The sequence below is a fragment of the Saccharopolyspora oryzae genome (assembly GCF_027853915.1).
Taxonomy (GTDB): domain Bacteria; phylum Actinomycetota; class Actinomycetes; order Mycobacteriales; family Pseudonocardiaceae; genus Saccharopolyspora; species Saccharopolyspora oryzae.
Map to the genome: position 1 here is coordinate 16,367 of NZ_JAQGLA010000042.1, position 24,006 is coordinate 40,372.

A 24,006-nucleotide genomic window follows, 5' to 3' on the forward strand; every position below is an offset into this window, starting at 1 on the left:
CCGGACAACGGCGCCGAGGAGAACGTGCCGACAGACCCCGCTGCCGATCGCGCGGCCGAGGGCGTCGAGGACGTGCCCGCCGACGTGCGCGAGCACTACGCGGAACTCGCAGAAGAAGTCCGCGGCCACCAGTTCCGCTACTACGTGCTCGACGCGCCGACCATCTCCGACGGTGAGTTCGACGAGCTGTTCGGGCAGCTGCAGCGGCTCGAGGCCGAGCACCCGGCCTTGCAGGCACCCGACTCGCCGACGCAGGTCGTCGGCGGCACCTTCTCCACCGAGTTCACCCCGGTCGCGCACCTCGAGCGGATGCTGAGCCTGGACAACGCGTTCAGCACCGAGGAGCTGCAGGCCTGGGTCGATCGCGTGGAGCGCGAGGTCGGCAGCAGCGCGCAGTACCTGTGCGAGCTGAAGATCGACGGTCTGGCGATCAACCTGCTGTACCGGGACGGCCGGCTGGAGCGGGCGCTGACCCGCGGTGACGGCCGCACCGGCGAGGACGTCACGCTCAACGTGCGCACCATGGCCGACGTGCCCGAGCAGCTGACCGGCACCGACGAGTACCCGGTGCCGGGGCTGGTCGAGGTGCGCGGCGAGGTGTTCTTCCGCGTCGACGAGTTCGCCGAGCTCAACGCCGGTCTGGTGGAGGCGGGCAAGCCGCCGTTCGCCAACCCGCGCAACGCCGCCGCCGGTTCGCTGCGGCAGAAGGACCCGCGGATCACCCGGACCCGGCCGCTGCGGCTGATCTGCCACGGCCTGGGCAAGCGCGAGGGCTTCGAGCCGGAGCGGCAGTCGGAGTCCTACGCGGCGCTCAAGGCGTGGGGCCTGCCGGTGTCCCGGCACACCGTCGTGCTGTCCACTGTGGACGAGCTGATCAAGCACATCGAGCACTGGGGCAAGCACCGCGACTCCGCCGAGCACGAGATCGACGGCATGGTGATCAAGGTCGACGAGGTGCCGCTGCAGCGCCGCCTCGGCACCACCTCCCGCGCCCCGCGCTGGGCCATCGCCTACAAGTACCCGCCCGAGCAGGCCACCACGAAGCTGCTGGACATCCAGGTCGACGTCGGGCGCACCGGCCGGGTCACCCCGTTCGCGGTGATGGAGCCGGTCAAGGTCGCCGGGTCCACGGTGTCGATGGCCACCCTGCACAACGGCGACGAGGTGCGCCGCAAGGGCGTGCTGATCGGTGACCGGGTGGTCATCCGCAAGGCCGGCGACGTGATCCCCGAGGTGCTCGGTCCGGTGGTCGACGTGCGCACCGGCGACGAGCGGGAGTTCACGATGCCCGCGACCTGCCCGAGCTGCGGGTGGCCGCTGGCGCAGCAGAAGGAGGGCGACGTCGACCTGCGCTGCCCGAACGCCCGGGGCTGCCCCGGGCAGCAGCGCGAGCGGCTGTTCTACCTGGCCAGCCGCAAGGTGCTGGACATCGACGCGCTCGGCTACGAGGCGGCGGGCGCGCTGTTGACCGCCGGGGTGATCGAGGACGAGGGCGACCTGTTCGACCTCGACGAGCCGAAGCTGCTCAAGACCCCGCTGTTCACCACCAAGGAGGGCAACCTCTCCGCCAACGGCGCCAAGCTGCTGGCCAACCTCGAGGTGGCCAAGGAGAAGCCGCTGTGGCGGGTGCTGGTGGGGCTGTCCATCCGGCACGTCGGCCCGACCGCGGCGCAGGCGCTGGCCCGCGAGTTCGGTTCGCTGGAGCGGATCGAGGAGGCCTCCGAGGAGGAGCTGGCGGCCGCCGACGGGGTCGGCCCGACCATCGCCACCGCGGTGCGCGAGTGGTTCGCGGTGGACTGGCACCAGGAGATCGTGCGCAAGTGGCGGGCCGCCGGGGTGCGGATGGCCGACGAGCGCGACGAGTCGATCCCGCGCACCCTCGAGGGCATGTCGATCGTGGTCACCGGCACCCTGCAGACCTTCTCCCGGGACGAGGCGAAGGAGCTGATCATGGCCCGCGGTGGTCGTGCGGCCGGATCGGTGTCGAAGAAGACCGCGTTCGTGGTCGTCGGTGACGCGCCGGGCTCGAAGTACGACAAGGCGATGCAGCTCAAGGTGCCGGTGCTGGACGAGGACGGGTTCCGCGTGCTGCTCGACGACGGCCCGGAGGCCGCCGCGGAGGCCGCGCTGCCGGCCGAGGAGTGACCGTGCGCTGTCGGTGCGCGTTGGCAGGATCGGAGTCATGACGACCATCCGGGTGGCCCGGCCCACCGACTACGAGGTGATCGGTGAGATCGCCGTCCGCGCCTACGCCGAGGCGGGCAGCCTGCCCGCAGACGTCGACTACGCCTCGGTGCTGCGCGACGCCGCCGACCGCGCGGAGCACGGCGAGCTGCTGATCGCCCTGGCCGGCGACCGGCCGCTCGGCACGGTCACCGTGGTCCAGCCCGGTACCGCCTACGCCGAGATCTCCCAGCCCGGTGAGCTGGAGTTCCGCATGCTGGCGGTGGTGCCGGAGGCCGCGGGCAACGGCGTCGGCCGCGCCCTGGTGCGGGCGGTGATCGACCGGGCCCGCGAGCACGACGCGAAGCGCGTGGTGCTCTGCGTGAAGGACACCTCGGAACCGGCCCGGCGCCTCTACGAGAGCCTCGGCTTCGAGCGCTGCCCGGAACGCGACTGGTCCCCGGCTCCGAGCGTCCACCTCCTGGCCTACGCCCTGGACCTGTGAGGGGCGACGTTTCCGCTGGTCAAGTGCCGTGAGCACTTTGGGTTGCTATAGCACCCCAAAAGACTCACGGGTCGTGACCAGCGGAAACTCAGCCGTCGAGGACGACGGAGACGATGCCTGCGAGGTGGGCGAGGCGGGCGAGCTCCGCGGCGCGGAACATCGGACCGCCGGGGCGGCCGGCCAGCAGGACCCGGTCCGGCTTGCCGATCGGGGTCGCGGCCAGCTCGGTGCCCAGCTCCTGCCAGGTCTCCGGGACCCAGCTGTCGTCGCCGTCGAGGATCGTCGCGCGCGGCAGCGGCAGCCACGGCAGCTCCAGGTAGCCCTCCTGCGGGGCCGAGGTGCTCGCCGCCAGCTGCTCCGCGCCGCCGGAGCGGTGCCCGAAGACGATCGCCCAACCCGATCGGATGATCTTGGGGACTCCTTCGGCGAAGATCTGCAGGCCACGACCCGGCTCGGCGGCGATCTCCTCGACCAGCTCGAGCTCGCGGTGGGTGTCCAGCACGCCCGCGTAGGGGCGGACCGCGTCGACGCTGACGCCTTCGACGGATTCGGCCGCGGTGATCAGCACGTCCGGCAGGCGCCCGGAGGGCAGCTCCACCACCAGGTCGTCGATCGCCACGCCGCCCGCTCGCTCGACGACGTCGACGCTGAGGATGTCGGCCCCGATCTCGCCGAGCGCGGTCGCCACCGAACCGAGGTTGCCCGGTCGGTCCGGAATCTGCACCCGGATGAGGAAGGACACCGGACTCAACGCCTCCAGTTTCGTGCGCGACACCTCGCCGGTCGCGCTGCTCCAAGGCGCACGAGGCCGCACTCCAGCGGCTCCTCGCACGAGGAACTGGCCTTTGAAATTGTGGCAGACGCCGGTCGCTCCTGGTGATACCGCCGTCCGCGCAGTGAAACCGGAGTCGTGAGCGGCGGCGGTGCCAGGAGCGGCCACCGCCGCTCGCAAGTCCGTCGCCACTCCCCGCGGAACCCGCCAGCCGACCGGTCAATAGACTGGGCGGTACCCGTGAAACCGGACATGACCAGGGAGCTTCGCAGTGTCCAAGATCTCCCGCGACGAGGTCGCGCACCTCGCCGGCCTGGCGCGGCTGGCCGTCACCGAGGCCGAGCTCGACACCTTCGCCGGCCAGCTGGACCAGATCCTCGACTCGGTGGCGAAGGTGGGCGAGGTCGCTGCGGACGACATCCCGCCGACCTCCCACGCCGTGCCGGTGACCAACGTCTTCCGCGAGGACGAAGTGCGGCCGGGCTTGACGCGCGAGCAGGCGCTCGCTGCCGCGCCCGCCGCTGAAGAGGACCGGTTCCGCGTGCCGCGGATTCTCACCGAGGAGGCCTGATGACGACCGCATCTGGCGGCAGCCTGACCGGGCTGACCGCGTCCGAGCTCGCCGCGAAGCTGGAGGCGGGTGAGGTCTCGTCGGTCGAGGTGACTCAGGCGCACTTGGACCGGATCTCCGCCGTCGACTCCGCCGTGCACGCTTTCCTGCACGTGAACGGCGACGGCGCGCTCGCCGCCGCGCGCAGCGCCGACGAGGACCGCTCCGCGGGGAAGGCGGCTTCGCCGCTGGCCGGTGTGCCGCTCGCGCTCAAGGACGTCCTCACCACGACCGACATGCCCACCACCTGCGGCTCCAAGATGCTGGAGGGCTGGGTTCCGCCGTACGACGCCACGGTGACCAAGCGCCTGCGCGAGGCCGGCGTGGTCATCCTCGGCAAGACCAACATGGACGAGTTCGCGATGGGCTCGTCGACGGAGAACTCGGCCTACGGCCCGACCCGCAACCCGTGGGACCTCAACCGGATCCCGGGCGGTTCCGGTGGCGGTTCCTCGGCGGCGCTGGCCGCGTTCGAGACGCCGCTGGCCATCGGCACCGACACCGGCGGCTCCATCCGCCAGCCGGGCGCGGTGACCGGCACGGTCGGCGTGAAGCCCACCTACGGCGGGGTGTCCCGCTACGGCCTGGTCGCGTTCTCCTCGTCGCTGGACCAGCCGGGTCCGTGCGCGCGCACGGTGCTCGACGCCGCGCTGCTGCACGAGGTGATCGCCGGGCACGACCCGATGGACTCCACCTCGATCGCGCAGCCGGTGCCGCAGGTCGTGGCCGCGGCGAAGGAAGGTGCGAAGGGCGACCTCAAGGGCGTGCGCGTCGGCGTGGTCCGCGAGTTCTCCGGTGACGGCTACCAGCCGGGCGTGCAGCGGGCTTTCGACGCCGCGGTGAAGCAGCTGTCCGCGCTGGGCGCCGAGGTCGTCGAGGTCTCCTGCCCGAACTTCGACTACGCGCTGCCGGCGTACTACCTGATCGCGCCGAGCGAGTGCTCCTCGAACCTGGCCCGCTTCGACGCGATGCGCTACGGCCTGCGCGTCGGCGACGACGGCGAGCGCAGCGCCGAGGAGGTCATGTCGCTGACCCGCGAGGCCGGTTTCGGCCCGGAGGTCAAGCGGCGCATCATGCTCGGCACCTACGCGCTGTCCTCGGGCTACTACGACGCCTACTACGGGCAGGCGCAGAAGGTGCGGACGCTGATCACCCGCGACTTCGACGCCGCGTTCGCGCAGGTCGACGTGCTGGTCTCGCCGACCACCCCGACCACCGCGTTCCCGATCGGCGAGCGGGTCGACGACCCGATGGCGATGTACCTCGCCGACCTGTGCACGATCCCGTCGAACCTGGCCGGCAACGCCGCGATGAGCGTCCCCTGCGGACTGTCCGATGAGGACGGTCTGCCGGTGGGTCTGCAGATCATGGCCCCGGCGATGGCCGACGACCGGCTCTACCGGGTCGGTGCTGCGTACGAGACCGCGCGCGGTGCGCTCCGCGTGCCCGAGCTGGAGGTGACGGTGTGAACCCGAAGATGAAGGCGGCTTTCCAGCTCGCGTCGGTGCTCTCCGCCGCGTTCGGGCTGCGGGCGAGCATCCGCGCGGCGCGGGAGAACAAGGACAAGCTCGAGCTGGCGGACGCGATCATCACCGCTGCCGGGCTGGTCACCGGCACCGCGCTGGCCGTGCGGGCGCTGCGCAAGGGGGAGGACGACAAGTGACCGCTGTCGCCGAGATCATGGACTACGACGAGGTCCTGGCCCGGTTCGACCCGGTGCTGGGCCTCGAGGTGCACGTCGAGCTGTCGACGAACACGAAGATGTTCTGCGGCTGCGCCAACGCCTTCGGCGCGGAGCCGAACACCCAGGTGTGCCCGGTGTGCCTGGGCCTGCCGGGTGCGCTGCCGGTGGTCAACGGCAAGGCCGTGGAGGCCGCGATCCGGATCGGTCTCGCGCTCAACTGCGAGGTCGCGGAGTGGTGCCGGTTCGCCCGGAAGAACTACTTCTACCCGGACATGCCGAAGAACTTCCAGACCTCGCAGTACGACGAGCCGATCGTGCACGACGGCTACCTGGACGTGGTGCTGGACGACGGCGAGACGTTCCGCGTCGAGATCGAGCGCGCGCACATGGAGGAGGACACCGGCAAGTCGCTGCACGTCGGCGGTGCCACCGGTCGCATCCACGGTGCGAGCCACTCGCTGCTGGACTACAACCGCGCGGGCGTGCCGCTGATCGAGATCGTCACCAAGCCGATCACCGGTGCCGGTGAGCGCGCTCCCGAGGTCGCCCGCGCCTACGTCGCGGCGCTGCGGGACCTGCTGCGCGCGCTGGACGTCTCCGACGTGCGGATGGACCAGGGCTCGCTGCGCTGCGACGCGAACGTGTCGCTGATGCCGAAGGGCTCGGCGGAGTTCGGCACCCGCACCGAGACGAAGAACGTCAACTCGCTGCGCAGCGTCGAACGCGCGGTCCGGTTCGAGATGCAGCGGCACGCCGCGGTGCTGACCGGCGGCGGCGAGATCCTGCAGGAGACCCGGCACTTCGACGAGTCCACCGGCAGCACCTCGGCGGGGCGCAAGAAGGAGACCTCCGAGGACTACCGGTACTTCCCGGAGCCGGACCTGGTGCCGATCGCGCCGTCCCGCGAGTGGGTCGAGGAGCTGTCCAAGACCCTGCCGGAACTGCCCTGGGAGCGCCGCAAGCGCGCCAAGGAGGAGTGGGGCCTGTCCGACGAGGAGCTGCGCGACCTGGTCAACGCCGGGGCGCTGGAGCTGATCGCGGAGACCGTCGAGGCCGGTGCGCAGCCGGGCGACGCCCGGTCCTGGTGGGTCGCCTACCTCGCGCAGCAGGCCAACACCCGCGGTGTTGAGCTGGCGGACCTGGAGATCTCCCCGAAGCAGGTGGCGCGGGTGATCGCGCTGGTCGCCGAGGGCAAGCTGACCAACAAGCTGGCCCGGCAGGTCGTCGACGGCGTGCTCGCCGGCGAGGGCGAGCCGGACGAGGTCGTGGCGGCCCGGGGCCTGGAGGTCGTCTCCGACGACTCCGCGTTGCAGACGGCGATCGACGAGGCGCTGGCGGCCCAGCCGGACATCGCGGACAAGATCCGCGGCGGCAAGGTCCAGGCCGCGGGCGCGATCGTCGGCGCGGTCATGAAGGCCACGAAGGGGCAGGCGGACGCGAAGCGGGTCCGCGAACTCGTCCTCGCGGCCTGCGGCCAGTAAGCACCGCGCGAAGGGCACTTCCCCGCTGGTTCTCCGGCGGTGGGGTGCCCTTCGTGCTGCTGCGGGTCAGACGTCGTCCGACGGTTCGAAGTCGAGGTGTCCGATGCGCTCCTCGACGGTGACGACGTTCCGCAGCGCATCGCAGGCCTGCGCGATCAGGTCGTCCAACTCGTCGGCCTGCTCGTCGAGGTACCGCTGAGCGGCGGGGTCCGGGACTGCGAACTGCCGGAGCTCCGCGCAGCGCTGCTGCAGGTCGACGAGGCGGGCCGTGGTTTCGGCCTGCTCGGCCTCGGTCATCAGCAGGCTGTGGTCCCGAGAAGCGGGATCCGGAACTTCGGGGTGTCGGCCACCGGCAGTGCACATGGGAACTCCTGACTGCACGTCGAGTTCGGCCAGCACCCCGCCGAGCCGCACCGGGAACCCTAGCGACGACCCCGCAGCGGCACCAGCTCCCGCCGGCCGGTTCGTCAGTCCTTGCCCGCGGTGCCGCCCGACGGGGGTTCGAGGCGGAGGACCCGGTCGTCGCTGGAGATCGGGGCTCCGCCGTCCTTGTTGGAGGTGCCGAGCCAGATCAGGCCGTCGGGGGCGAGGGCCGCTGCGGAGAAGCGGCCGTAGGTCTTCTCCATGACCTTCGCCGGCTGGCCGGTGACCGTGCCGTCCGGCGCCGGGCTGAGGGTGTAGAGGGCGGCGGCGTCGCGTAGCGCCACCACCACGTTCGCCGGGTCGGCGGCGCAGCCCGCGACGCCGGGGCGGTCCGCCCACGTCCACGCCGGGGCGCCCAGCGGCTGGCCGAGCTTCATCTGGAACAGCGCGTCCTGGTCGCCCAGGCGGTCGGTCACCCAGTACATGCCCAAGCCCGGCGTGCCGCACAGCCCGCCCGGGTCGGTCAGGCCGGAGACGACCACCGGGGTCTTCGGATCGGGGTTCCCCGCGGCCGGTTTGCCGAAACCGTCGATCCGCAGCAACTTCCCGGCCAGCGACTTCGGATCGGCTGCGTTCGCCGCGTCGCCCGCGTTGCCGGTGGCGACCAGCAGCGCGCCCTGGCCGTCGTCCATCAGGGCGCCGGAGTTGCCGTTCGACCCCTTGGGGATGCCCGTCAGGACCGGCTTGGGGCGGTCGCCCGCGGCCACCCGAACGACCTGGTTGTCGCTGCCGGTCGTGATGTAGGCGTAGAAGAGCTCGTCCTCGTGGTAGGTCGGGGACAGGGCGAGTCCGGTGAGTCCTCCGCCGTTGCCGGCGTCGACCGGAATCCGGGCCAGCTCAACGGGTTTCGCGTTGCGCTCGACCCGCAGCACGCGTCCGGTGCTGCGCTCGCCGACCAGTGCGGCGCTGCCGTCGGGCAGCACCGCGATCGCGCCGATCGGGTCCAGGCAGGTCGCCACCACGGCCGGGTCGGGGTCCTCGCAGCCCACCGGCTTGGCCGGTTCTTCCCCGGGGGTGCCGGGCACCGGCGGTGGCGCTTCGCTCTCGAAGGACGGTTGGGGACCGGCCTGCGGCGCCAGCGACGGCGGATCGGACCACGGCCTGGGGTGCTCGTCCGGGAACTGCGCGCAGCCCGCCAGCAAGGTGCCGAGCACTGCGGTGGTGCTCAGCAGGACTCGGCGCATGCGATTCGGGACTGCCACGACGCTCGAGCCTATCGGCCTGCCGGTGAATCCTCGGTGAGCCTTCGGCATTCCGCTGGGCGGAAGATCGGCGCCCGCACTGGAGCTCCACCCTCCCCGCCAGGAGGCGAGCCGCGCTCGGCACCGGTCCGATTCCGTGTCCCTCGTCATGCTCCGGCGGGGTGGTTTCGACCAGTTCGGCACCGGAAGGCTAGCGTTTCCGGGTTCGTTGGCGCCGATCCGGAGGACTTCCCCAGTTGAATCGATCGGCTCAGGCCGATCCGATCAGGCGCCGACCTCCGATGCGTTCCGCTCCGCCGTCCTCGGCGATCGCGCGTGCGAACCAGGAGCCGTCGATGCGCCTGATCAGGCGCCCCGCACCCGAGAAGATTGGTACCCCGTGACTTCGACGAGCGCGGAAATCCTGGACAACGGCGAGCCACGCACCCGGACCGACCTGGTCGTGTCCGTGCTGGCCGGCGGGCTGCTCACCGCTTTCGTGGTGGCCGCGCTGCTCGCTCCGCAAGCGACCGGGGACGTGGTGACCGCCGCGTTCACCGCCTGCGCCAGCTGGTTCGGTCCGTACTGGCAGGTCCTGCTGCTGGCCACGTTCGGGATCGCGGTCGTGCTCGGTGCCTCGCGCTACGGCCGGGTCCGGCTCGGCGGCGACGTGGAGCCCGAGTTCGGCACCTTCAAGTGGCTGGCCATGATCATGTGCACCCTGCTCGCCGCGGGTGGTGTGTTCTGGGCCTCCGCCGAGCCGGTCTACCACTTCGCCGACCTGCCGCCCGCCTACGCGGACGTGCCGCCCGGATCGACCGAGGCGGTCACCGTCGCGCTCGCGCAGAGCTTCTCGCACTGGGGGTTCCTGGCCTGGGCGGTGCTCGGCACGCTCGGTGCGATCGTGATGATGCGCGCCCAGGAGAAGGGCCTGCCGCTGCGGCCGCGCACCCTGCTGCACCCCGTCTTCGGCGAGCGCATCCAGCGCCACTGGCTGGGCACCGTCGTCGACGTCATCTGCATCATCGCCGTGGTCGCGGGCACCGTTGGCCCGATCGGTTTCCTGGGCATGCAGGTCTCCTACAGCATGTCGACGTTGTTCGGCACGCCGGACGACTACGCGATGCAGGTCGCGATCATCCTCGGTCTCACCGCGGTCGCGGTCATCTCCGTCATCACCGGTGTCGACAAGGGGATCCAGCTGCTCAGCCGGTTCAACGTGTGGCTGGCGGTGGCGACGATGGCGGCGATCCTGGTGCTCGGGTCGGCGGCGTTCGTGGTGGACGGCTTCCTGGGCGGTTTCGCGCGGTACGTGCAGGACTTCGTGCCCATGACGCTGTACCGCGGGGACACCGAGTGGTTGAGCAGCTGGACGGTGTTCTTCTTCGGCTGGTTCATCGGCTACGCGCCGCTGATGGCCATCTTCGTCGCGCGGATCTCCCGCGGTCGCACGGCGCGCAACCTGATCGGCTTCACCGCCGGTGTGGCGCCGGTGGCCACCGCGCTGTGGTTCACCGTGCTGGGCGGCACCGGGATCATGCTGGAGCAGCGCACTCCCGGTTCGGTGTCGGGGCCGCTCACCGACGTCGGATTGCCCGCCGCGCTCGTCTCGATCGCGCAGCAGCTGCCCTGGGGCGGTGTGCTCGGCGTGGTGCTGCTGGTGCTGACCACGACCTTCGTGGCCACCACCACCGATTCGATGTCGCTGGCCATCGCCACTGCCGGGACGACCTGTGGGGAGCCGAACAAGTTCTCCCGGGCCTTCTGGGGCTTGCTGATGGGCGTCGCGGCGGTCGCGCTGATCGCGGTGGGGGACAGCGGGGTCAGCGCGCTGCAGTCGTTCATCGTGATCACCGCGGTGCCAGCCGGTTTCGTGTTGCTGCCCACCCTGTGGGCGGCGCCGAAGGTGCTGCGGGAAATGGCGGCGGAGCAGGGCATCACCAGCTGATCCGCGTCATCGCCGGGTGCTTCGGCGGCGGGGGCCTCGGGTTTGGAGGGGCAGGCGGATGCGGGGGATCGACGGGGGCGGCGGATCGATGCCGAGGCGGGCGCACTCGACGGCCTCCACCCGGCGCAGCAGGAGGGCGAGTTCGGTTCGGACCGCGTCCGGGGCTTCGAACGGGAGGAAGTGGGAGGCGGGCAGGGTCCGGACCCGGGCTTGCGGCAGCTCCGCCAGGGACTTCGCGATGGTGCGGGTGTCGGAGAGGACGTCGTGGGCGCCGGTCAGGACCGTGATCGGGCAGGACAGCCCGGAGACGCGAGATCGGGCGGCAGCGCTCCACGCGAGGGTCAGTTCGGCGTGCCAGCGCCAGTCGTGCTGCAGCATCCGGCGCATCGAGGCGGCCAGCGTCCGGTCCGGCAGCAGGTGCGCGGTCTTGAGCCGCGGGAGGCGAGCGGCGATCGATTCGACGAAGTCGCAGACCACTCGCAGCGACGCCGATCCGCCCAGCGCGAGCAGTCGGCGGGCGCTCTCCGGAACTCCGAGGGCGTGCAGCAGGGCGTCCGCGCCGAGCGTGGGCGGACCGGCGAGCAGCAGCAGTCCGCGGATCCGGTCCGGAAAGCGTTGGGCGAGCTCGACCGCCAGCACGGTGCCGCCGGACCAGCCGACCACGACGCCGGTTTCCGCTCCGGCAGCGTCGAGCGCGGCGATCGCGTCCTCCGCGTGATCACGCGGGGTGGCCGCACGACTGCGGCGAGGCGTCCAGGTGAGTGTCCGGGCGGCGGAATCGACCGGCAGCAGTTCGGGTTCCGCGCTCAGCTCCGGGCATCGCAGCACCATCGGCCGAGCGGCCGCACCGGCCTCCGCCCACTCCCGGAAAGACGTGCTTTGTCCTGCGGAAACATCGTGATCCGGGAATGCCTGGCGCGTCATCGGACCATTCTGCCGCAGCTGCGCGCGGGCGGTCTCGAAGCAGTCACGTGTCGGTGAGTGTTTACCTGAAGGGGTCGCACGTTGGGGTGAACATGCCCTAGCCTCGTCCGGCGTGAGGACTCACGACGATCGCCCCGGCGGTGCGGGCGGCTCCCCCGACGACCGCAACTACGGCGCGCACGCCCAGCAGCCCGGTGCGGGCGCGCCAGGTGCACGGAGCACGCAGAGCCTCGGTGCGCAGAAGAGCTACGACTACTACGACGATGACGACGGCTACAGCGACGCCGAAGCCACGTCGTTGGTCAACACCGGCGGGCGCGACGACGACCTGTACTACGACGACGTCCGCGACCGCCGCAAGCCGTTCGCCTGGAGCGGCAGCACCGACCTCGGTCTGCTGATCCTGCGGTTGGCGCTGGGCGGCATCTTCCTCGTGCACGGCGCGCAGAAGCTCTTCGGCGTGCTCGGCGGCCCCGGCCCGGAAGGCGCGGCCAAGATGCTGGCCGGCATGGGTTTCCAGAACAGCGGTGTGCTGGCGCTGGTCACCGGCGGCACCGAGCTGGGTGCCGGTGCGCTGCTGGTGCTCGGCCTGTTCACCCCGCTGGCCGCGGCCGGTGTGGTCGGTGTGATGGCCAACGCCGTCTTCCTGAAGCTCGGCAGCGGATTCTTCGCCGCCACCGGCGGTTTCGAGTTCGAGGCGACGCTCGGCGTGCTGGGCCTCGGCCTGATGTTCACCGGCCCGGGCCGGGTGGCGCTGGACTACGGGCGGGTGTGGTTCCGCCGTCCGCTGATCTTCGGCTTCATCAGCCTGATCATCGCCGCCGGAGCGGCGGCAGCGGTGCTGCTCCTGTTCCACAAGCCCTGATCGGCATTCCGAAGCGGGGGCGCGCACGCGAAGTGCGCGCCCCCGCTTGCTGTCGTGAGTGTTTTCGGGTGCTATAGCCCCACAAAGCACTCACGGCCTTTGACCTGCGGAAGGTGTGGTCAGCGGATTCGGGTCTGCTCCGCGTGGTATCCGCCGCCCGGCCAGACCCAGTCGCCCGCGAGGTGATCGCCGTCGGCGCTGAACCGGGCGCGGTAGTGGGCGGGCGAACCCTTCTCGCCGCCCCAGATGATCAGCGTGTCACCGTCGATCTCGTAGACGTAGTCGAGGGTTTCGCCGTCGGCGCCGTAGAACCGGGACTTGAGGTCCGCGCCGGGTTCGGTGGCGCCGAAGGGCTTCTCGCGGCCGATGATCTCGATGCCGCGCACCCGGTGCCCGTCCTGCTCGATGTCGATCTCCTGGTGCAGGAAGTGCTCGCCCGGCAACCACGAGTAGGTGACCTGGCCGGTGGCGCCGCCGCTCACCCGCCAGGTGCCGACGAGCCGGTCGAGGCCGCGAATGGTGTCGTCCACGGTGCTTTCCGCCTTTCAACGGGAAATCGGAATCGGTCAGCCGCGCAGGAATTCGACGATCGGCGCGGCGAGCTCGGCTGGCGCCATCATCACGGCGCCGTGGTTGAGACCGGGCAGCGTGCGGTGCTCGGCGGTGGGAAGCACTTCGGCGATGGCGCGGGCCGCGCTGTGGAACCCGGCCGGGCTCTTGCCGCCGGTCAGCACGAGAGCGGGCGAAGCCGTCGACCACTCCTCGGCCTTGAGCGGTTCGCCCTGCTGGGAGTCACCCATCACCGCGATGTCGTGGGGCAGCGTGTGCGCCATCGCCTTGAGGCCGGACCACACGCCGGGCATCAGCCGCATCATGGCGACCACGAACCCGGGCATGCCCTGCGCCTTGGTCATGAAGTACTTGACGGCCGCGCCGCGCCGGTCATCGGCGAGCAGTGCGTCGATGTGCCGCGCGAAGTCCCACGGCGGGCCGAAATCTCCCTTCTCGACCACGAACGGCGGCTCGTAAGCAGCCAGCCGTTCGACGTCGAGCTCGGCCGCGGCGCGCAATGCGAGCACCGCGCCGGAAGAACTGCCGAACAGCGAGGCCGAACCACCGGCGTGCTCGATCAGCGCTGCGATGTCCTCGATCTCGCGCTCGACCGCGTAGTCCGCCGCGTTGCCGCTCGCGCCCCGGCCGCGCCGGTCGTAGTTGATGACGGTGAAGTGCTCGGCCAGCAGGGCGGCGAGCTTGCGGGCGTCGGACCGGTCGGCCAGCGCCGAGGACACCAGGACGACCGCCGGGCCGCTGCCGGATTCCTCGAACGCGATCTCGGTGCCGTCCTGCGAGCGGACTGCGTGTTTCGTGGTGCTCATGTCTTCTCCGTCCCCGGTGCCGTCTTCTGCTCGTGTGACGGCCCCTCGGCGGAAAAGGAATCGGTGCGGCGGAGATCAGTTCGGCGGCAGCACCAGCGGCAGGCCGGCCGCGGCGAACCAGCGCGGTTCGAACGAGGTGATCGCGGTGATCCGGCCGTCGTCGACGCGCAGCACGTCGAGCACCTGCGCGCGGAACTCCCCGGCGAGGTCGCGAGTGTGCTCGGCGGTCGGGCGCTGGACGTAGTGCGCGACGGCGGGCTGCCGGTTCACGCTGGTCGGCACGCTGCGCCACGCGCCGAGGTACCACTGCGAATCGCGGTCGAAGACCTGCCGGGCGAAGTCGAGCAGCGGGTCGCGGCCGACCAGCCAGGCCGGGTGCGGCGGCATCGTCTGCCGCACGTCCTCGGCGAGCAGTCCGGCGAGGGCGTCCAGGTCGGCCTGCTGGTGCGCTTCGACGTACTGCCGCACCAGTGCGCGCTCATCGGCGCTCGGTTCCGCGGACTGCGTCCAGTCGTCCCGGTTGCGGGGAAGCTGCTGCTTCAACGTCGCCCGCGCCCGCTGCAACGCGCTCTTCACCGAGGCGACGCTTGTCCCCAGCAGCGCCGCGGTTTCGGTGGCGGGCCAGCCCAGCACGTCGCGGGTGATCAGCACCGCTCGCTGCCGGGCGGGCAGCTGCTGGATCACGGCCAGGAGCGCGAGCTCGACGGTCTCCCGCGCGACCGCCACCGCGGCGGGTTCCTGCTCGGCGTCGGCGACCGGTTCCAGCAGGTGGTCCGGAACCGGTTGCAGCCAGGGAACTTCGATCGGCGGCGACCCCGCTCCGGCCAGCGGCGGAACCCGGTAGGGGCCGGCGACCCGCTTGTTCCGGTCGATCAGGTCGAGGCACGCGTTGGTGGCGATCTTGTACAGCCAGGCGCGGAACGTCGAACGGCCCTCGTAGGACTCGCGGCGCCGCCACGCCCGCAGCAGCGCCTCCTGGACGACGTCCTCGGCGTCGTCGAACGAGCCGAGCATCCGGTAGCAGTGCACCTGCAGCTCCCGGCGGTAGCGCCCGGTCAACTCGCCGAACGCGACCTGATCGCCGCCCTGCGCCGCGGCCACCAGCGCGCTGATCTCGTCCGACACGACCCGCCACCTCCTGGGACTCCGCGTCAACACTAGTTCCCGAAAACGTGAGAACGGGCCCGCATCGAGCAGATGCGGGCCCGTTCTTCGTGCGGGCGGTTACTTGTTGACGTCGCGGACCGCGCCGTAGGAGGCGGAGGTGGCGAGGCGGGCGTAGGCGCGCAGCGCCGCCGTGACCTGGCGCTCGCGGCCCACCGGCTGCCACGGCTGCTCGCTGGCGTCCATCTTGGCCCGGCGCTCGGCCAGGACCTCGTCGGAGACCAGCAGTTCCAGCTTGCGCTCGCGGACGTCGATCAGGATCTGGTCGCCGTCCTCCACCAGACCGATCGCGCCGCCGTTGGCCGCCTCGGGGGAGATGTGGCCGATCGACAGGCCCGACGAACCGCCGGAGAACCGGCCGTCGGTGATCAGCGCGCACTTCTTGCCCAGACCGGAGCCCTTCAGGAACGCCGTCGGGTGCAGCATCTCCTGCATGCCGGGGCCGCCGGAGGGGCCTTCGTAGCGGATCACCAGCACCTCGCCGGGCTGGATCTCCTTCTTCAGGATCGCCGACACGGCCTGCTCCTGGCTCTCCAGCACGCGCGCCGGGCCCTGGAAGTACCAGAGGTCCTCCTCGACGCCCGCGGTCTTGACCACCGCGCCCTCTTCGGCGAGGTTGCCCTTGAGCACGGCCAGCCCGCCGTCGGCGGTGTAGGCGTGCTCGACGTCGCGGATGCAGCCGCCCACCGCGTCGGTGTCCAAAGAGGACCAGCGGTTCTCGGTGGAGAACGCCTTGGTGGTGCGCACCCCGCCCGGCGCGGCGTGGAACAGCTCGATGGCCTCCGGCGACGGGGATTCCCCGCGGATGTCCCACTTGGACAGCCACTCGGTCAGGCTCGAGCTGTGCACCGAGGAGACGTCGCGGTGCAGCAGGCCCGCGCGGTCCAGCTCGCCCATGATCGCGGTGATCCCGCCGGCCCGGTGCACGTCCTCCATGTGGTAGTCGGAGTTCGGGCTGACCTTCGACAGGCACGGCACCCGGCGGCTGGTCTCGGCGATGTCGTCCAGGTCGAAGTCGACCTCGCCCTCGATCGCGGCGGCCAGCGTGTGCAGCACCGTGTTGGTCGAGCCGCCCATCGCCATGTCCAGCGCCATGGCGTTCTCGAACGCCTTCTTGTTCGCGACCGACCGCGGCAGCACCGACTCGTCGTCCTCGCCGTAGTAGCGCTTGGCGATGCGCACGACGGTCCGGCCGGCCTCCTGGAACAGCGCGCGGCGCGCGGCGTGCGTGGCCAGCGTCGAGCCGTTGCCGGGCAGCGCCAGGCCGAGCGCCTCGGTCAGGCAGTTCATGGAGTTCGCGGTGAACATGCCCGAGCAGGAGCCGCAGGTCGGGCAGGCGGAGCGCTCCACCTCGCTGAGCCCGTCGTCGTCGATCGCGGAGTTCGCGGAGGCGGCGATGGTGGTGATCAGGTCGGTCGGGGCCTGCGCGACGCCTTCGACCACGACGGCCTTGCCGGCCTCCATCGGACCACCGGAGACGAACACCGTCGGGATGTTCAGCCGCATCGCGGCGTTGAGCATGCCCGGGGTGATCTTGTCGCAGTTGGAGATGCACACCAGCGCGTCGGCCTTGTGCGCGTTGACCATGTACTCCACCGAGTCGGCGATCAGCTCGCGCGAGGGCAGGGAGTAGAGCATGCCGCTGTGGCCCATGGCGATGCCGTCGTCGACCGCGATGGTGTGGAACTCCCGGGGCACGCCGCCCGCTTCGCGGATCGTCTCGGCCACCACGTCGCCGAGGTCGCGCAGGTGCACGTGCCCGGGCACGAACTGGGTGTAGGAGTTGGCGATCGCGACGATCGGCTTGCCGAAGTCGTCGTCGGTCATGCCGGTGGCACGCCAAAGCGATCGGGCGCCCGCGGCATTGCGTCCATGGGTAGTAGTACGAGAGCGCAGCTGAGGCATATCCACCTTCTCGTTCGGGAAGAGCAACGCATTTCACCCGGCGCGGGTGTTCGGTGGTCTCAACGGGAACGCGCGCGGCGACTTCCGCTGGAAACACCCGTCGCCGAAGGAACGCACCTTGTGGGCGCGGGGAGTGGCGGTGCCGCCGAGATTACTCCTGCGATTCCGGGTTGGGCAGGCGCCCACCGCTCATCACGGACAAGCGGGGCAGGTCGCGCACCCGCACCGCGGGCAGGGTGATCTCCTTGCCGGAGGTCAGGACCGCCTTGAGCCAGCGCTTCTCGTCCAGGTGCAGCGAGACGACCTCGTCCCAGTCGAACCGGTCGCCGCTCAACGCGGTGCGCACCGCGACGCGCTCCGGGCTCACCGTGGTGCGGGTGCGCACGATCCACCAGGACAGGCCCAGCGGGATCAGGTAGACCAGCAGGCCCCACGGGTACGCGGCCCAGGCCAGCGGGGTGGCGCAGACGAGGATGGCGAGCACCGCGAGCTGCGACACCGGGGTGATCCGGAAGGTCAGCGACTTCGGGAGCTCGGGCTGCTTCGGCTGCTCGGAGCTCGCCGGGGTCTCGGCGACCTGGTCGTCCTCGGGCTGCTCGGGCTGCTGCTGGGGGGTCTCGCTCACGCCATCGATGGTCTCACCTGCGGTCGGAGCCCCGCCAAGGTCCTGCTCGGTGGACGGCATATGCCCCGACCGGGCGCGTTGTGTGTCACACTGCGGGCAGTTGGAACACATCTGAGCTGCGGCGATGGTGTTCCGGGCGGAAATCGGGAGTCCAGCATGCGGGAAAGCTGTCCCGCATTGTTTGACGGAACGGGTCGCGCCGATTAACGTCCAAGCCATGCTGCGACTGCACGACATTCTCGTACTTCCCCGGCGCGTCGACGCCTAGGAAGTTCGCAGCGTCGACGCGCCAACCCTCGTGGGGCCATTTGTGGTCCGCGGGGGTTTTTTCGTGTCCAGCCCAACCTACCGACCTTGAGGCAGACCCGATGACCAGCGCCAACACCAGGCAGAATCCGGTCCCGGCGCCCCCGCCTGGACGCCGCCCGAAACCCGCACCGCCCAGCGGTGCCCCAGTGAAGGTCACCGGTGCGCAGGCACTCGTGCGTTCCCTGGAATCCGTGGGCTGCGAGATCGTTTTCGGCATTCCGGGCGGCACCATCCTCCCGTCCTACGACCCGCTGCTCGACTCGCAGAAGGTCCGGCACGTGCTGGTCCGGCACGAGCAGGGCGCGGGGCACGCGGCGACCGGATACGCCCAGGCCACCGGCAAGGTCGGGGTCTGCATGGCCACCTCCGGCCCCGGAGCGACCAACCTCGTCACCGCGCTGGCCGACGCGCACATGGACTCGGTGCCGGTGGTGGCCATCACCGGTCAGCAGAGCACCGCGCTGATCGGCACCGACGCCTTCCAGGAAGCCGACATCTGCGGCATCACGCTGCCGATCACCAAGCACAACTTCCTGGTCACCAAGGCCGAGGACATCCCGCGCACCATCGCCGAGGCGTTCTACATCGCCGCCAGCGGTCGCCCGGGTCCGGTGCTGGTCGACATCCCCAAGGACGTCCAGCAGGCCGCCACCTCGTTCTCCTGGCCGCCGGAGATGAAGCTGCCCGGCTACAAGCCGACCAGCAAGCCGCACGGCAAGCAGGTCCGCGAGGCCGCCAAGATGATCACCGAGGCGCAGCGCCCGGTGCTCTACGTCGGCGGTGGCGTGATCAAGGCCGACGCGCACGCCGAACTGCGCGAACTGGCCGAGCGCACCGGGATCCCCGTCGTCACCACGCTGATGGCGCGCGGCGCGTTCCCCGACTCGCACCCCCAGCACCTGGGCATGCCCGGAATGCACGGCACGGTCGCCGCGGTCACCGCGATGCAGCGCGCCGACCTGCTGATCGCGATGGGCACCCGCTTCGACGACCGGGTCACCGGCCAGCTGTCGTCGTTCGCGCCCGAGGCGAAGGTCGTGCACGCCGACATCGACCCGGCGGAGATCTCCAAGAACCGCCACGCGGACGTGCCGATCGTCGGCGACTGCAAGGACGTCCTCGCCGAGCTGATCGACGCGGTCGCCACCGCCACCACCGAGCACGGCACGGCGGACCTGACCGCCTGGTGGGAGCAGCTCAACGACTGGACCGACCGGTTCCCGCTGGGCTACGAGTGGCCCGGCGACGGCAGCCTGTCGCCGGAGTACGTCATCGAGCGGCTGGGCGCGATCGCCGGGCCGGAGGCCATCTACGCGGCCGGCGTCGGCCAGCACCAGATGTGGGCCGCGCAGTTCGTCAAGTACGAGAACCCGCGCACCTGGCTGAACTCCGGCGGTCTGGGCACCATGGGCTACGCGGTTCCGGCCGCGATGGGCGCCAAAGCCGGTGAGCCGGACAAGGTCGTGTGGGCCATCGACGGCGACGGCTGCTTCCAGATGACCAACCAGGAACTGGCCACCTGCGCCATCGAAGACCTGCCGATCAAGGTCGCCGTCATCAACAACGGCAACCTCGGCATGGTCCGCCAGTGGCAGAACCTGTTCTACGCCGAGCGCTACTCGCACAGCGACCTCGGCACCCACAAGCACCGCATCCCGGACTTCAAGCTGCTCGCCGAGGCCTACGGCTGCGCCGGCCTGCGCTGCGAGTCCAAGGAGGACGTCGACAGCGTCATCCAGCGGGCGATGGAGATCAACGACCGCCCCGTCGTGATCGACTTCGTGGTGGGCGCGGACGCCCAGGTCTGGCCGATGGTGGCCGCCGGCACCAGCAACGACGAGATCATGGCGGCGCGCGACAGCCGCCCGCATTTCGAGGACGAGGAGTGAGCGGGCGATGAGTCGACACACGCTCAGCGTGCTGGTGGAGAACGTTCCGGGCGCCCTGGCCCGCGTGGCCGGGCTGTTCTCCCGCCGCAGCTTCAACATCGAGTCGCTCGCCGTCGGCCCGACCGAGCACCCGGAGATCTCCCGGATGACGATCGTGGTCGCGGTCAACGAGCAGCCGCTCGAACAGGTCACCAAGCAGCTCAACAAGCTGGTCAACGTGATCAAGATCGTGGAGCTGGAACCGGAGGTGGCGGTCCAGCGGGAACTGCTGCTGGTCAAGGTCCGCGGTGATGCGTCGGTGCGCAGCCAGGTCCTGGAGACCGTGCAGCTGTTCCGCGCGAAGGTGGTGGACGTCTCGCCTGAGGCACTGACCATCGAGGCGACGGGTACCGCCGATAAGCTCGACGCATTGCTGCGAATGCTGGAACCCTACGGCGTCCGCGAGATGGTGCAGTCGGGAACGATCGCGATCGGTCGTGGCCCCCGCTCCATCACGGCCACAGCAGTGCGATAAACCCCCGCCACAGGCCGAAAAAATTGAAGATCTGCGGAGCCGTCCTGCGTAGCGGTGCCGGTAGCGGAACCTCAGACGCCGTCTGGCTGCGGGATCCCCGACTCATGTATGACCAATACACAGCGCTGGGGCTGTCCTCGCCAGACGACGTCTGAGAACCCGCGGCGGTGCAGGTTGCGAGGGTGAGGCCAAGCGGCTTCGCCGCTTCGAAGCAGGTCGAAAATCCGAAAGGAAACGCTGAATTCCCATGGCAGTTGAAATCTTCTACGACGCGGACGCCGACCTGGGCATCGTGCAGGGGCGCAAGGTCGCCGTCATCGGCTACGGCAGCCAGGGCCACGCCCACGCGCTGAGCCTGCGGGACTCGGGCGTCGACGTGCGGATCGGTCTGCCGGAGGGCTCCAAGTCGCGCGCCAAGGCCGAGGAGGAGGGCCTGAAGGTGCTGACCCCGGCCGAGGCCTCCGCCGAAGCCGACCTGATCATGATCCTGGCGCCCGACACCAAGCAGCGCGAGATCTACGCCAACGACATCGCGCCGAACCTCAAGCAGGGCGACGCGCTGTTCTTCGGCCACGGCTTCAACATCCGCTACGGCCTGATCCAGCCGCCGGCCGACGTGGACGTCGCGATGGTCGCCCCGAAGGGCCCGGGCCATCTGGTCCGCCGCCAGTTCGTCGACGGCAAGGGCGTTCCGTGCCTGATCGCCGTCGAGCAGGACGCCTCCGGCAACGCCCAGGCGCTGGCGCTGTCCTACGCCGCGGCCATCGGTGGTGCCCGCGCCGGCGTCATCAAGACCACCTTCAAGGAGGAGACCGAGACCGACCTGTTCGGTGAGCAGGCCGTCCTCTGCGGTGGTGCTTCCGCGCTGGTCCAGGCCGGTTTCGAGACCCTGGTCGAGGCGGGCTACCAGCCGGAGATCGCCTACTTCGAGGTGCTGCACGAGCTCAAGCTGATCGTCGACCTGATGTGGGAGGGCGGCATCGCCGGCCAGCGCTACTCCTGCAGCGACACCGCTGAGTACGGCGACCTGACCCGCGGCCCGCGCGTCATCGACGCCCACGTCAAGGAGTCGATGCGCAAGGTCCTGGGCGAGATCCAGGACGGCACCTTCGCCAAGGAGTGGGTGGCCGAGGACGAGGCCGGTCGCCCGAACTTCACCAAGCTGCAGGCCGAGGGCAACGCCCACCAGATCGAAGAGGTCGGCAAGAAGCTCCGCGCCCTGATGTCCTGGACCAACAAGTGATCTAGGCAGGCGAAAAGCTTCGGCTGCGCGCCCATCCGCGCGTTCCGCCGATGTGCGCGGCCCGGTGCCCCCACAAGGGACACCGGGCCGCGCGCTGTTCGTGGACCTGCGGAAATTCCCCCTGCTGGGGGGCGTTTCGCGGCTGTGCGTGAGGGATACAGTGCGGATCGTGAGTGAGAACGAGATCGTCGACGACAAGGCGCACATCCGCGACCGGCTGGACTTCTCCACCGCCGAGTGGATCACCAGCACCGACGACCCCGACGAGCCCGGCGTGGAGATCGCGTTCGTCGACGGCTACATCGGCATGCGCAACGGTGCGGACCCGGAAGGGCCGGTCCTGGTGTTCACCCCGGAGGAGTGGGACGCCTTCGTCGCCGGCGCCAAGGACGGCGAGTTCGACGAGCCGTGAACGATCCGCGGAAACCTCAGGCGCCTTCTCGTCGCCGGGAAGACGTCTGAGAACCCGCCTGCTGCGCTCGAGTGCGACGTCGCATCCAGAACCACTAGTCCGATTTGGTGGCAATTAGCCCCGTCGAGCTCGCGCCCTCCTTTTTTCACACCCGGATTGATCTGCGACAATGCTGGTCAGGCGGGTTCTCGGATGAGTGGTCGGAAAACCGGTGATCCGGGCTACACCCTTGTGAACTCTTTCTCAATCTCCCGTTAAACTCGCCATTCGTCCGGGCACATCGTCGTGCCGACCGTGATCTTCCAACTGGAGTTCGCCCGTGACCAACGCAAGCCGTCCTGTCGTCCTGATCGCCGAGAAGCTGGCTCCGTCCGTGATCGACGCGCTGGGAGACGGTGTCGAGATCCGCAACGTGGACGGTACGGACCGGCCCGCGCTGCTCGACGCCGTTGCCGAGGCCGACGCGCTGCTGGTCCGTTCCGCCACCAAGGTCGACGCCGAGGTGCTGTCCGCGGCGAAGAAGCTCAAGGTCGTCGCCCGCGCCGGGGTCGGCCTCGACAACGTCGAGGTACCGGCCGCCACCGAGCGCGGCGTCATGGTGGTCAACGCTCCCACCTCCAACATCGTCTCGGCCGCCGAGCACGCGATGGCGCTGCTGCTGTCGCTGGCCCGCAACGTCCCGCAGGCCGACGCGAGCCTCAAGGGCGGCGCGTGGAAGCGCAGCTCCTACACCGGTGTCGAGCTCAACGGCAAGACCGTCGGCGTGGTGGGCCTGGGCAAGATCGGCCAGCTGTTCGCGCAGCGGGTGGCCGCGTTCGGCACCAAGCTGATCGCCTACGACCCCTACGTCTCGGCCGCTCGCGCCGCGCAGCTGGGCATCGAGCTGGTGTCGCTGGAGGAGCTGCTCGCCCGCGCCGACGCGATCTCCATCCACCTGCCCAAGACCGCTGAGACGCTGGGCCTGATCGGCGCCGAGGAGCTGAAGAAGGCCAAGCCCGGGCTGCTGGTCGTCAACGCCGCCCGCGGTGGCCTGATCGACGAGGACGCGCTGGTCGACGCGCTGCGCAACGGCCAGATCGGCGGCGCGGGCATCGACGTGTTCAAGACCGAGCCGACCACCGAGAGCCCGCTGTTCGAGCTGGACAACGTGGTCGTCACCCCGCACCTGGGCGCCTCCACCGCGGAAGCGCAGGACCGCGCGGGCACCGACGTGGCCCGCTCGGTGCGGCTGGCGCTGCGCGGCGAGTTCGTGCCGGACGCGGTCAACGTGCAGGGCGGCGCGGTCGGCGAAGAGGTCCAGCCGTACCTGTCGCTGACCCAGAAGCTCGGCCAGCTGCTGGCCGCGCTGCTGGGCACCACCCCGAGCTCGGTGACCGTCGAGGCGCGCGGTGAGCTCGCCGCCGAGGACGTCTCGGTGCTGCAGCTCGCGGCGCTGCGCGGCGTGTTCGCCGGTGCGGTGGAGAACCAGGTCACCTTCGTCAACGCCCCGCAGCTGGCCGAAGACCTGGGCGTGCAGGTCGAGGTCGTGACCTCGCCGGAGAGCCCGAACCACCGCAGCGTGGTGACCGTGCGCGCCGGGCTCGCCGACGGCCGCACCGCGCGGGTTTCGGGTGCGCTGTCGGGCTCGAACCTGGTCGAGAAGCTGGTGGAGGTCAACGGCCGCCACTTCGACCTGCGGGCCGAGGGCAACGTGCTGCTGCTGGAGTACCCGGACCGCCCGGGCGTGATGGGCAAGGTCGGCACGCTGCTCGGCGAGGTCGGCGTGAACATCGAGGCGGCCACCGTCAGCCAGACCACCGAGCGCTCCGACGCGATCATGCTGCTGCGCGTGGACCGTCCGGTCGAGCCGGGTGTGCTGGAGCCGATCGGTGCCGCCGTCGGCGCCCGCATCGTCCGCACGGTGACGTTCGAGTAAGTCCTCAAGGGCCCAGACGCGGGGTGCGCCGGAACCCGCGCCCCCCCCGTCTGCGTTGGGCCGGTTTTGCCTGTTACTGCACGGTTGGGTGAACCTGT

The 24,006-nt window shown here is 70.4% G+C and carries 22 protein-coding genes; 13 read left to right on the top strand and 9 right to left on the bottom strand.

All coding sequences use genetic code 11. From position 1 onward, the window contains the following. Positions 1-24 precede the first annotated feature (24 nt). A complete protein-coding gene (gene ligA, locus OU415_RS22825; protein WP_270951138.1) occupies positions 25-2,145 on the top strand; it encodes an NAD-dependent DNA ligase LigA in 2,121 nt (706 codons plus the stop codon). 37 nt (positions 2,146-2,182) lie between these two features. Beyond that, on the top strand, positions 2,183-2,668 hold the full coding sequence (locus tag OU415_RS22830) for a GNAT family N-acetyltransferase (RefSeq protein WP_270951092.1): 486 nt from the start codon (positions 2,183-2,185) through the stop codon (positions 2,666-2,668). An 88-nt stretch (positions 2,669-2,756) separates the two neighbouring features. Here OU415_RS22830 and OU415_RS22835 read toward each other — a convergent pair whose 3' ends face one another. Beyond that, positions 2,757-3,410, bottom strand: a complete 654-nt coding sequence (locus tag OU415_RS22835; protein ID WP_270951139.1) for an ACT domain-containing protein — start codon at positions 3,408-3,410, stop codon at positions 2,757-2,759. 301 nt (positions 3,411-3,711) lie between these two features. On the opposite strand from OU415_RS22835, the gene gatC reads away from it, so the two are divergent. From gatC to gatB, 4 genes are read left to right on the top strand one after another with little or no spacing between them, the layout of a single operon-like run. Then, the gene (gatC, locus tag OU415_RS22840; protein WP_270951093.1) at positions 3,712-4,011 is read left to right on the top strand and encodes an Asp-tRNA(Asn)/Glu-tRNA(Gln) amidotransferase subunit GatC; all 300 of its coding nucleotides are present in this window, start codon (positions 3,712-3,714) and stop codon (positions 4,009-4,011) included. Next, a complete protein-coding gene (gene gatA, locus OU415_RS22845) occupies positions 4,011-5,519 on the top strand; it encodes an Asp-tRNA(Asn)/Glu-tRNA(Gln) amidotransferase subunit GatA (protein ID WP_270951094.1) in 1,509 nt (502 codons plus the stop codon). Before gatC ends, gatA begins: the two co-directional genes overlap by 1 nt. Next, complete coding sequence (locus OU415_RS22850) at positions 5,516-5,713, top strand: hypothetical protein (RefSeq protein WP_270951096.1); 198 nt, start codon at positions 5,516-5,518, stop codon at positions 5,711-5,713. Before gatA ends, OU415_RS22850 begins: the two co-directional genes overlap by 4 nt. Continuing rightward, on the top strand, positions 5,710-7,215 hold the full coding sequence (gene gatB, locus OU415_RS22855; RefSeq protein WP_270951097.1) for an Asp-tRNA(Asn)/Glu-tRNA(Gln) amidotransferase subunit GatB: 1,506 nt from the start codon (positions 5,710-5,712) through the stop codon (positions 7,213-7,215). Before OU415_RS22850 ends, gatB begins: the two co-directional genes overlap by 4 nt. Before the next feature lie 66 nt (positions 7,216-7,281). Here the strand turns inward: gatB and OU415_RS22860 are convergent, their stop codons facing one another. After that, the gene (locus OU415_RS22860; RefSeq protein WP_270951100.1) at positions 7,282-7,578 is read right to left on the bottom strand and encodes a hypothetical protein; all 297 of its coding nucleotides are present in this window, start codon (positions 7,576-7,578) and stop codon (positions 7,282-7,284) included. A 104-nt stretch (positions 7,579-7,682) separates the two neighbouring features. Continuing rightward, a complete protein-coding gene (locus OU415_RS22865) occupies positions 7,683-8,840 on the bottom strand; it encodes a PQQ-dependent sugar dehydrogenase (protein ID WP_270951101.1) in 1,158 nt (385 codons plus the stop codon). Between the two features lie 379 nt (positions 8,841-9,219). On the opposite strand from OU415_RS22865, the gene OU415_RS22870 reads away from it, so the two are divergent. Continuing rightward, positions 9,220-10,767: a BCCT family transporter gene (locus OU415_RS22870; RefSeq protein WP_270951102.1), complete on the top strand. Its 1,548-nt coding sequence runs from the start codon at positions 9,220-9,222 to the stop codon at positions 10,765-10,767. A gap of 6 nt (positions 10,768-10,773) precedes the next feature. Here OU415_RS22870 and OU415_RS22875 read toward each other — a convergent pair whose 3' ends face one another. Next, positions 10,774-11,691 (bottom strand): alpha/beta fold hydrolase, encoded by a 918-nt coding sequence (locus OU415_RS22875; protein ID WP_270951103.1) that lies wholly within the window; start codon positions 11,689-11,691, stop codon positions 10,774-10,776. Between the two features lie 112 nt (positions 11,692-11,803). Here OU415_RS22875 and OU415_RS22880 point away from each other — a divergent pair, with 112 nt between their 5' ends. After that, positions 11,804-12,556: a DoxX family protein gene (locus OU415_RS22880; RefSeq protein ID WP_270951104.1), complete on the top strand. Its 753-nt coding sequence runs from the start codon at positions 11,804-11,806 to the stop codon at positions 12,554-12,556. Between the two features lie 119 nt (positions 12,557-12,675). Here the strand turns inward: OU415_RS22880 and OU415_RS22885 are convergent, their stop codons facing one another. The 5 genes from OU415_RS22885 to OU415_RS22905 all read right to left on the bottom strand — a co-directional run bounded on the left by OU415_RS22885 (position 12,676) and on the right by OU415_RS22905 (position 17,626). Further along, positions 12,676-13,086 carry a hypothetical protein gene (locus OU415_RS22885; RefSeq protein ID WP_270951106.1) on the bottom strand — a complete coding sequence of 137 codons (411 nt, stop codon included), beginning with the start codon at positions 13,084-13,086 and terminating at the stop codon, positions 12,676-12,678. A 36-nt stretch (positions 13,087-13,122) separates the two neighbouring features. Continuing rightward, the gene (locus tag OU415_RS22890; protein WP_270951108.1) at positions 13,123-13,932 is read right to left on the bottom strand and encodes an alpha/beta fold hydrolase; all 810 of its coding nucleotides are present in this window, start codon (positions 13,930-13,932) and stop codon (positions 13,123-13,125) included. Positions 13,933-14,007: 75 nt separating this feature from the next. Further along, a complete protein-coding gene (locus OU415_RS22895; protein ID WP_270951109.1) occupies positions 14,008-15,057 on the bottom strand; it encodes an RNA polymerase subunit sigma-70 in 1,050 nt (349 codons plus the stop codon). Positions 15,058-15,156: 99 nt separating this feature from the next. Continuing rightward, positions 15,157-17,001, bottom strand: a complete 1,845-nt coding sequence (ilvD, locus tag OU415_RS22900; protein ID WP_270951111.1) for a dihydroxy-acid dehydratase — start codon at positions 16,999-17,001, stop codon at positions 15,157-15,159. A 151-nt stretch (positions 17,002-17,152) separates the two neighbouring features. Beyond that, positions 17,153-17,626 (bottom strand): PH domain-containing protein, encoded by a 474-nt coding sequence (locus OU415_RS22905; RefSeq protein ID WP_270951112.1) that lies wholly within the window; start codon positions 17,624-17,626, stop codon positions 17,153-17,155. A gap of 368 nt (positions 17,627-17,994) precedes the next feature. On the opposite strand from OU415_RS22905, the gene OU415_RS22910 reads away from it, so the two are divergent. The 5 genes from OU415_RS22910 to serA all read left to right on the top strand — a co-directional run bounded on the left by OU415_RS22910 (position 17,995) and on the right by serA (position 23,908). After that, positions 17,995-19,824, top strand: a complete 1,830-nt coding sequence (locus OU415_RS22910; RefSeq protein WP_270951113.1) for an acetolactate synthase large subunit — start codon at positions 17,995-17,997, stop codon at positions 19,822-19,824. Positions 19,825-19,831: 7 nt separating this feature from the next. Then, positions 19,832-20,338, top strand: a complete 507-nt coding sequence (gene ilvN / locus OU415_RS22915) for an acetolactate synthase small subunit (RefSeq protein WP_270951115.1) — start codon at positions 19,832-19,834, stop codon at positions 20,336-20,338. Between the two features lie 247 nt (positions 20,339-20,585). Next, a complete protein-coding gene (gene ilvC / locus OU415_RS22920) occupies positions 20,586-21,581 on the top strand; it encodes a ketol-acid reductoisomerase (RefSeq protein ID WP_270951116.1) in 996 nt (331 codons plus the stop codon). Between the two features lie 166 nt (positions 21,582-21,747). Continuing rightward, positions 21,748-21,993 carry a DUF397 domain-containing protein gene (locus tag OU415_RS22925; RefSeq protein WP_270951140.1) on the top strand — a complete coding sequence of 82 codons (246 nt, stop codon included), beginning with the start codon at positions 21,748-21,750 and terminating at the stop codon, positions 21,991-21,993. 319 nt (positions 21,994-22,312) lie between these two features. Further along, the gene (serA, locus tag OU415_RS22930; protein WP_270951118.1) at positions 22,313-23,908 is read left to right on the top strand and encodes a phosphoglycerate dehydrogenase; all 1,596 of its coding nucleotides are present in this window, start codon (positions 22,313-22,315) and stop codon (positions 23,906-23,908) included. Positions 23,909-24,006: the final 98 nt, after the last annotated feature.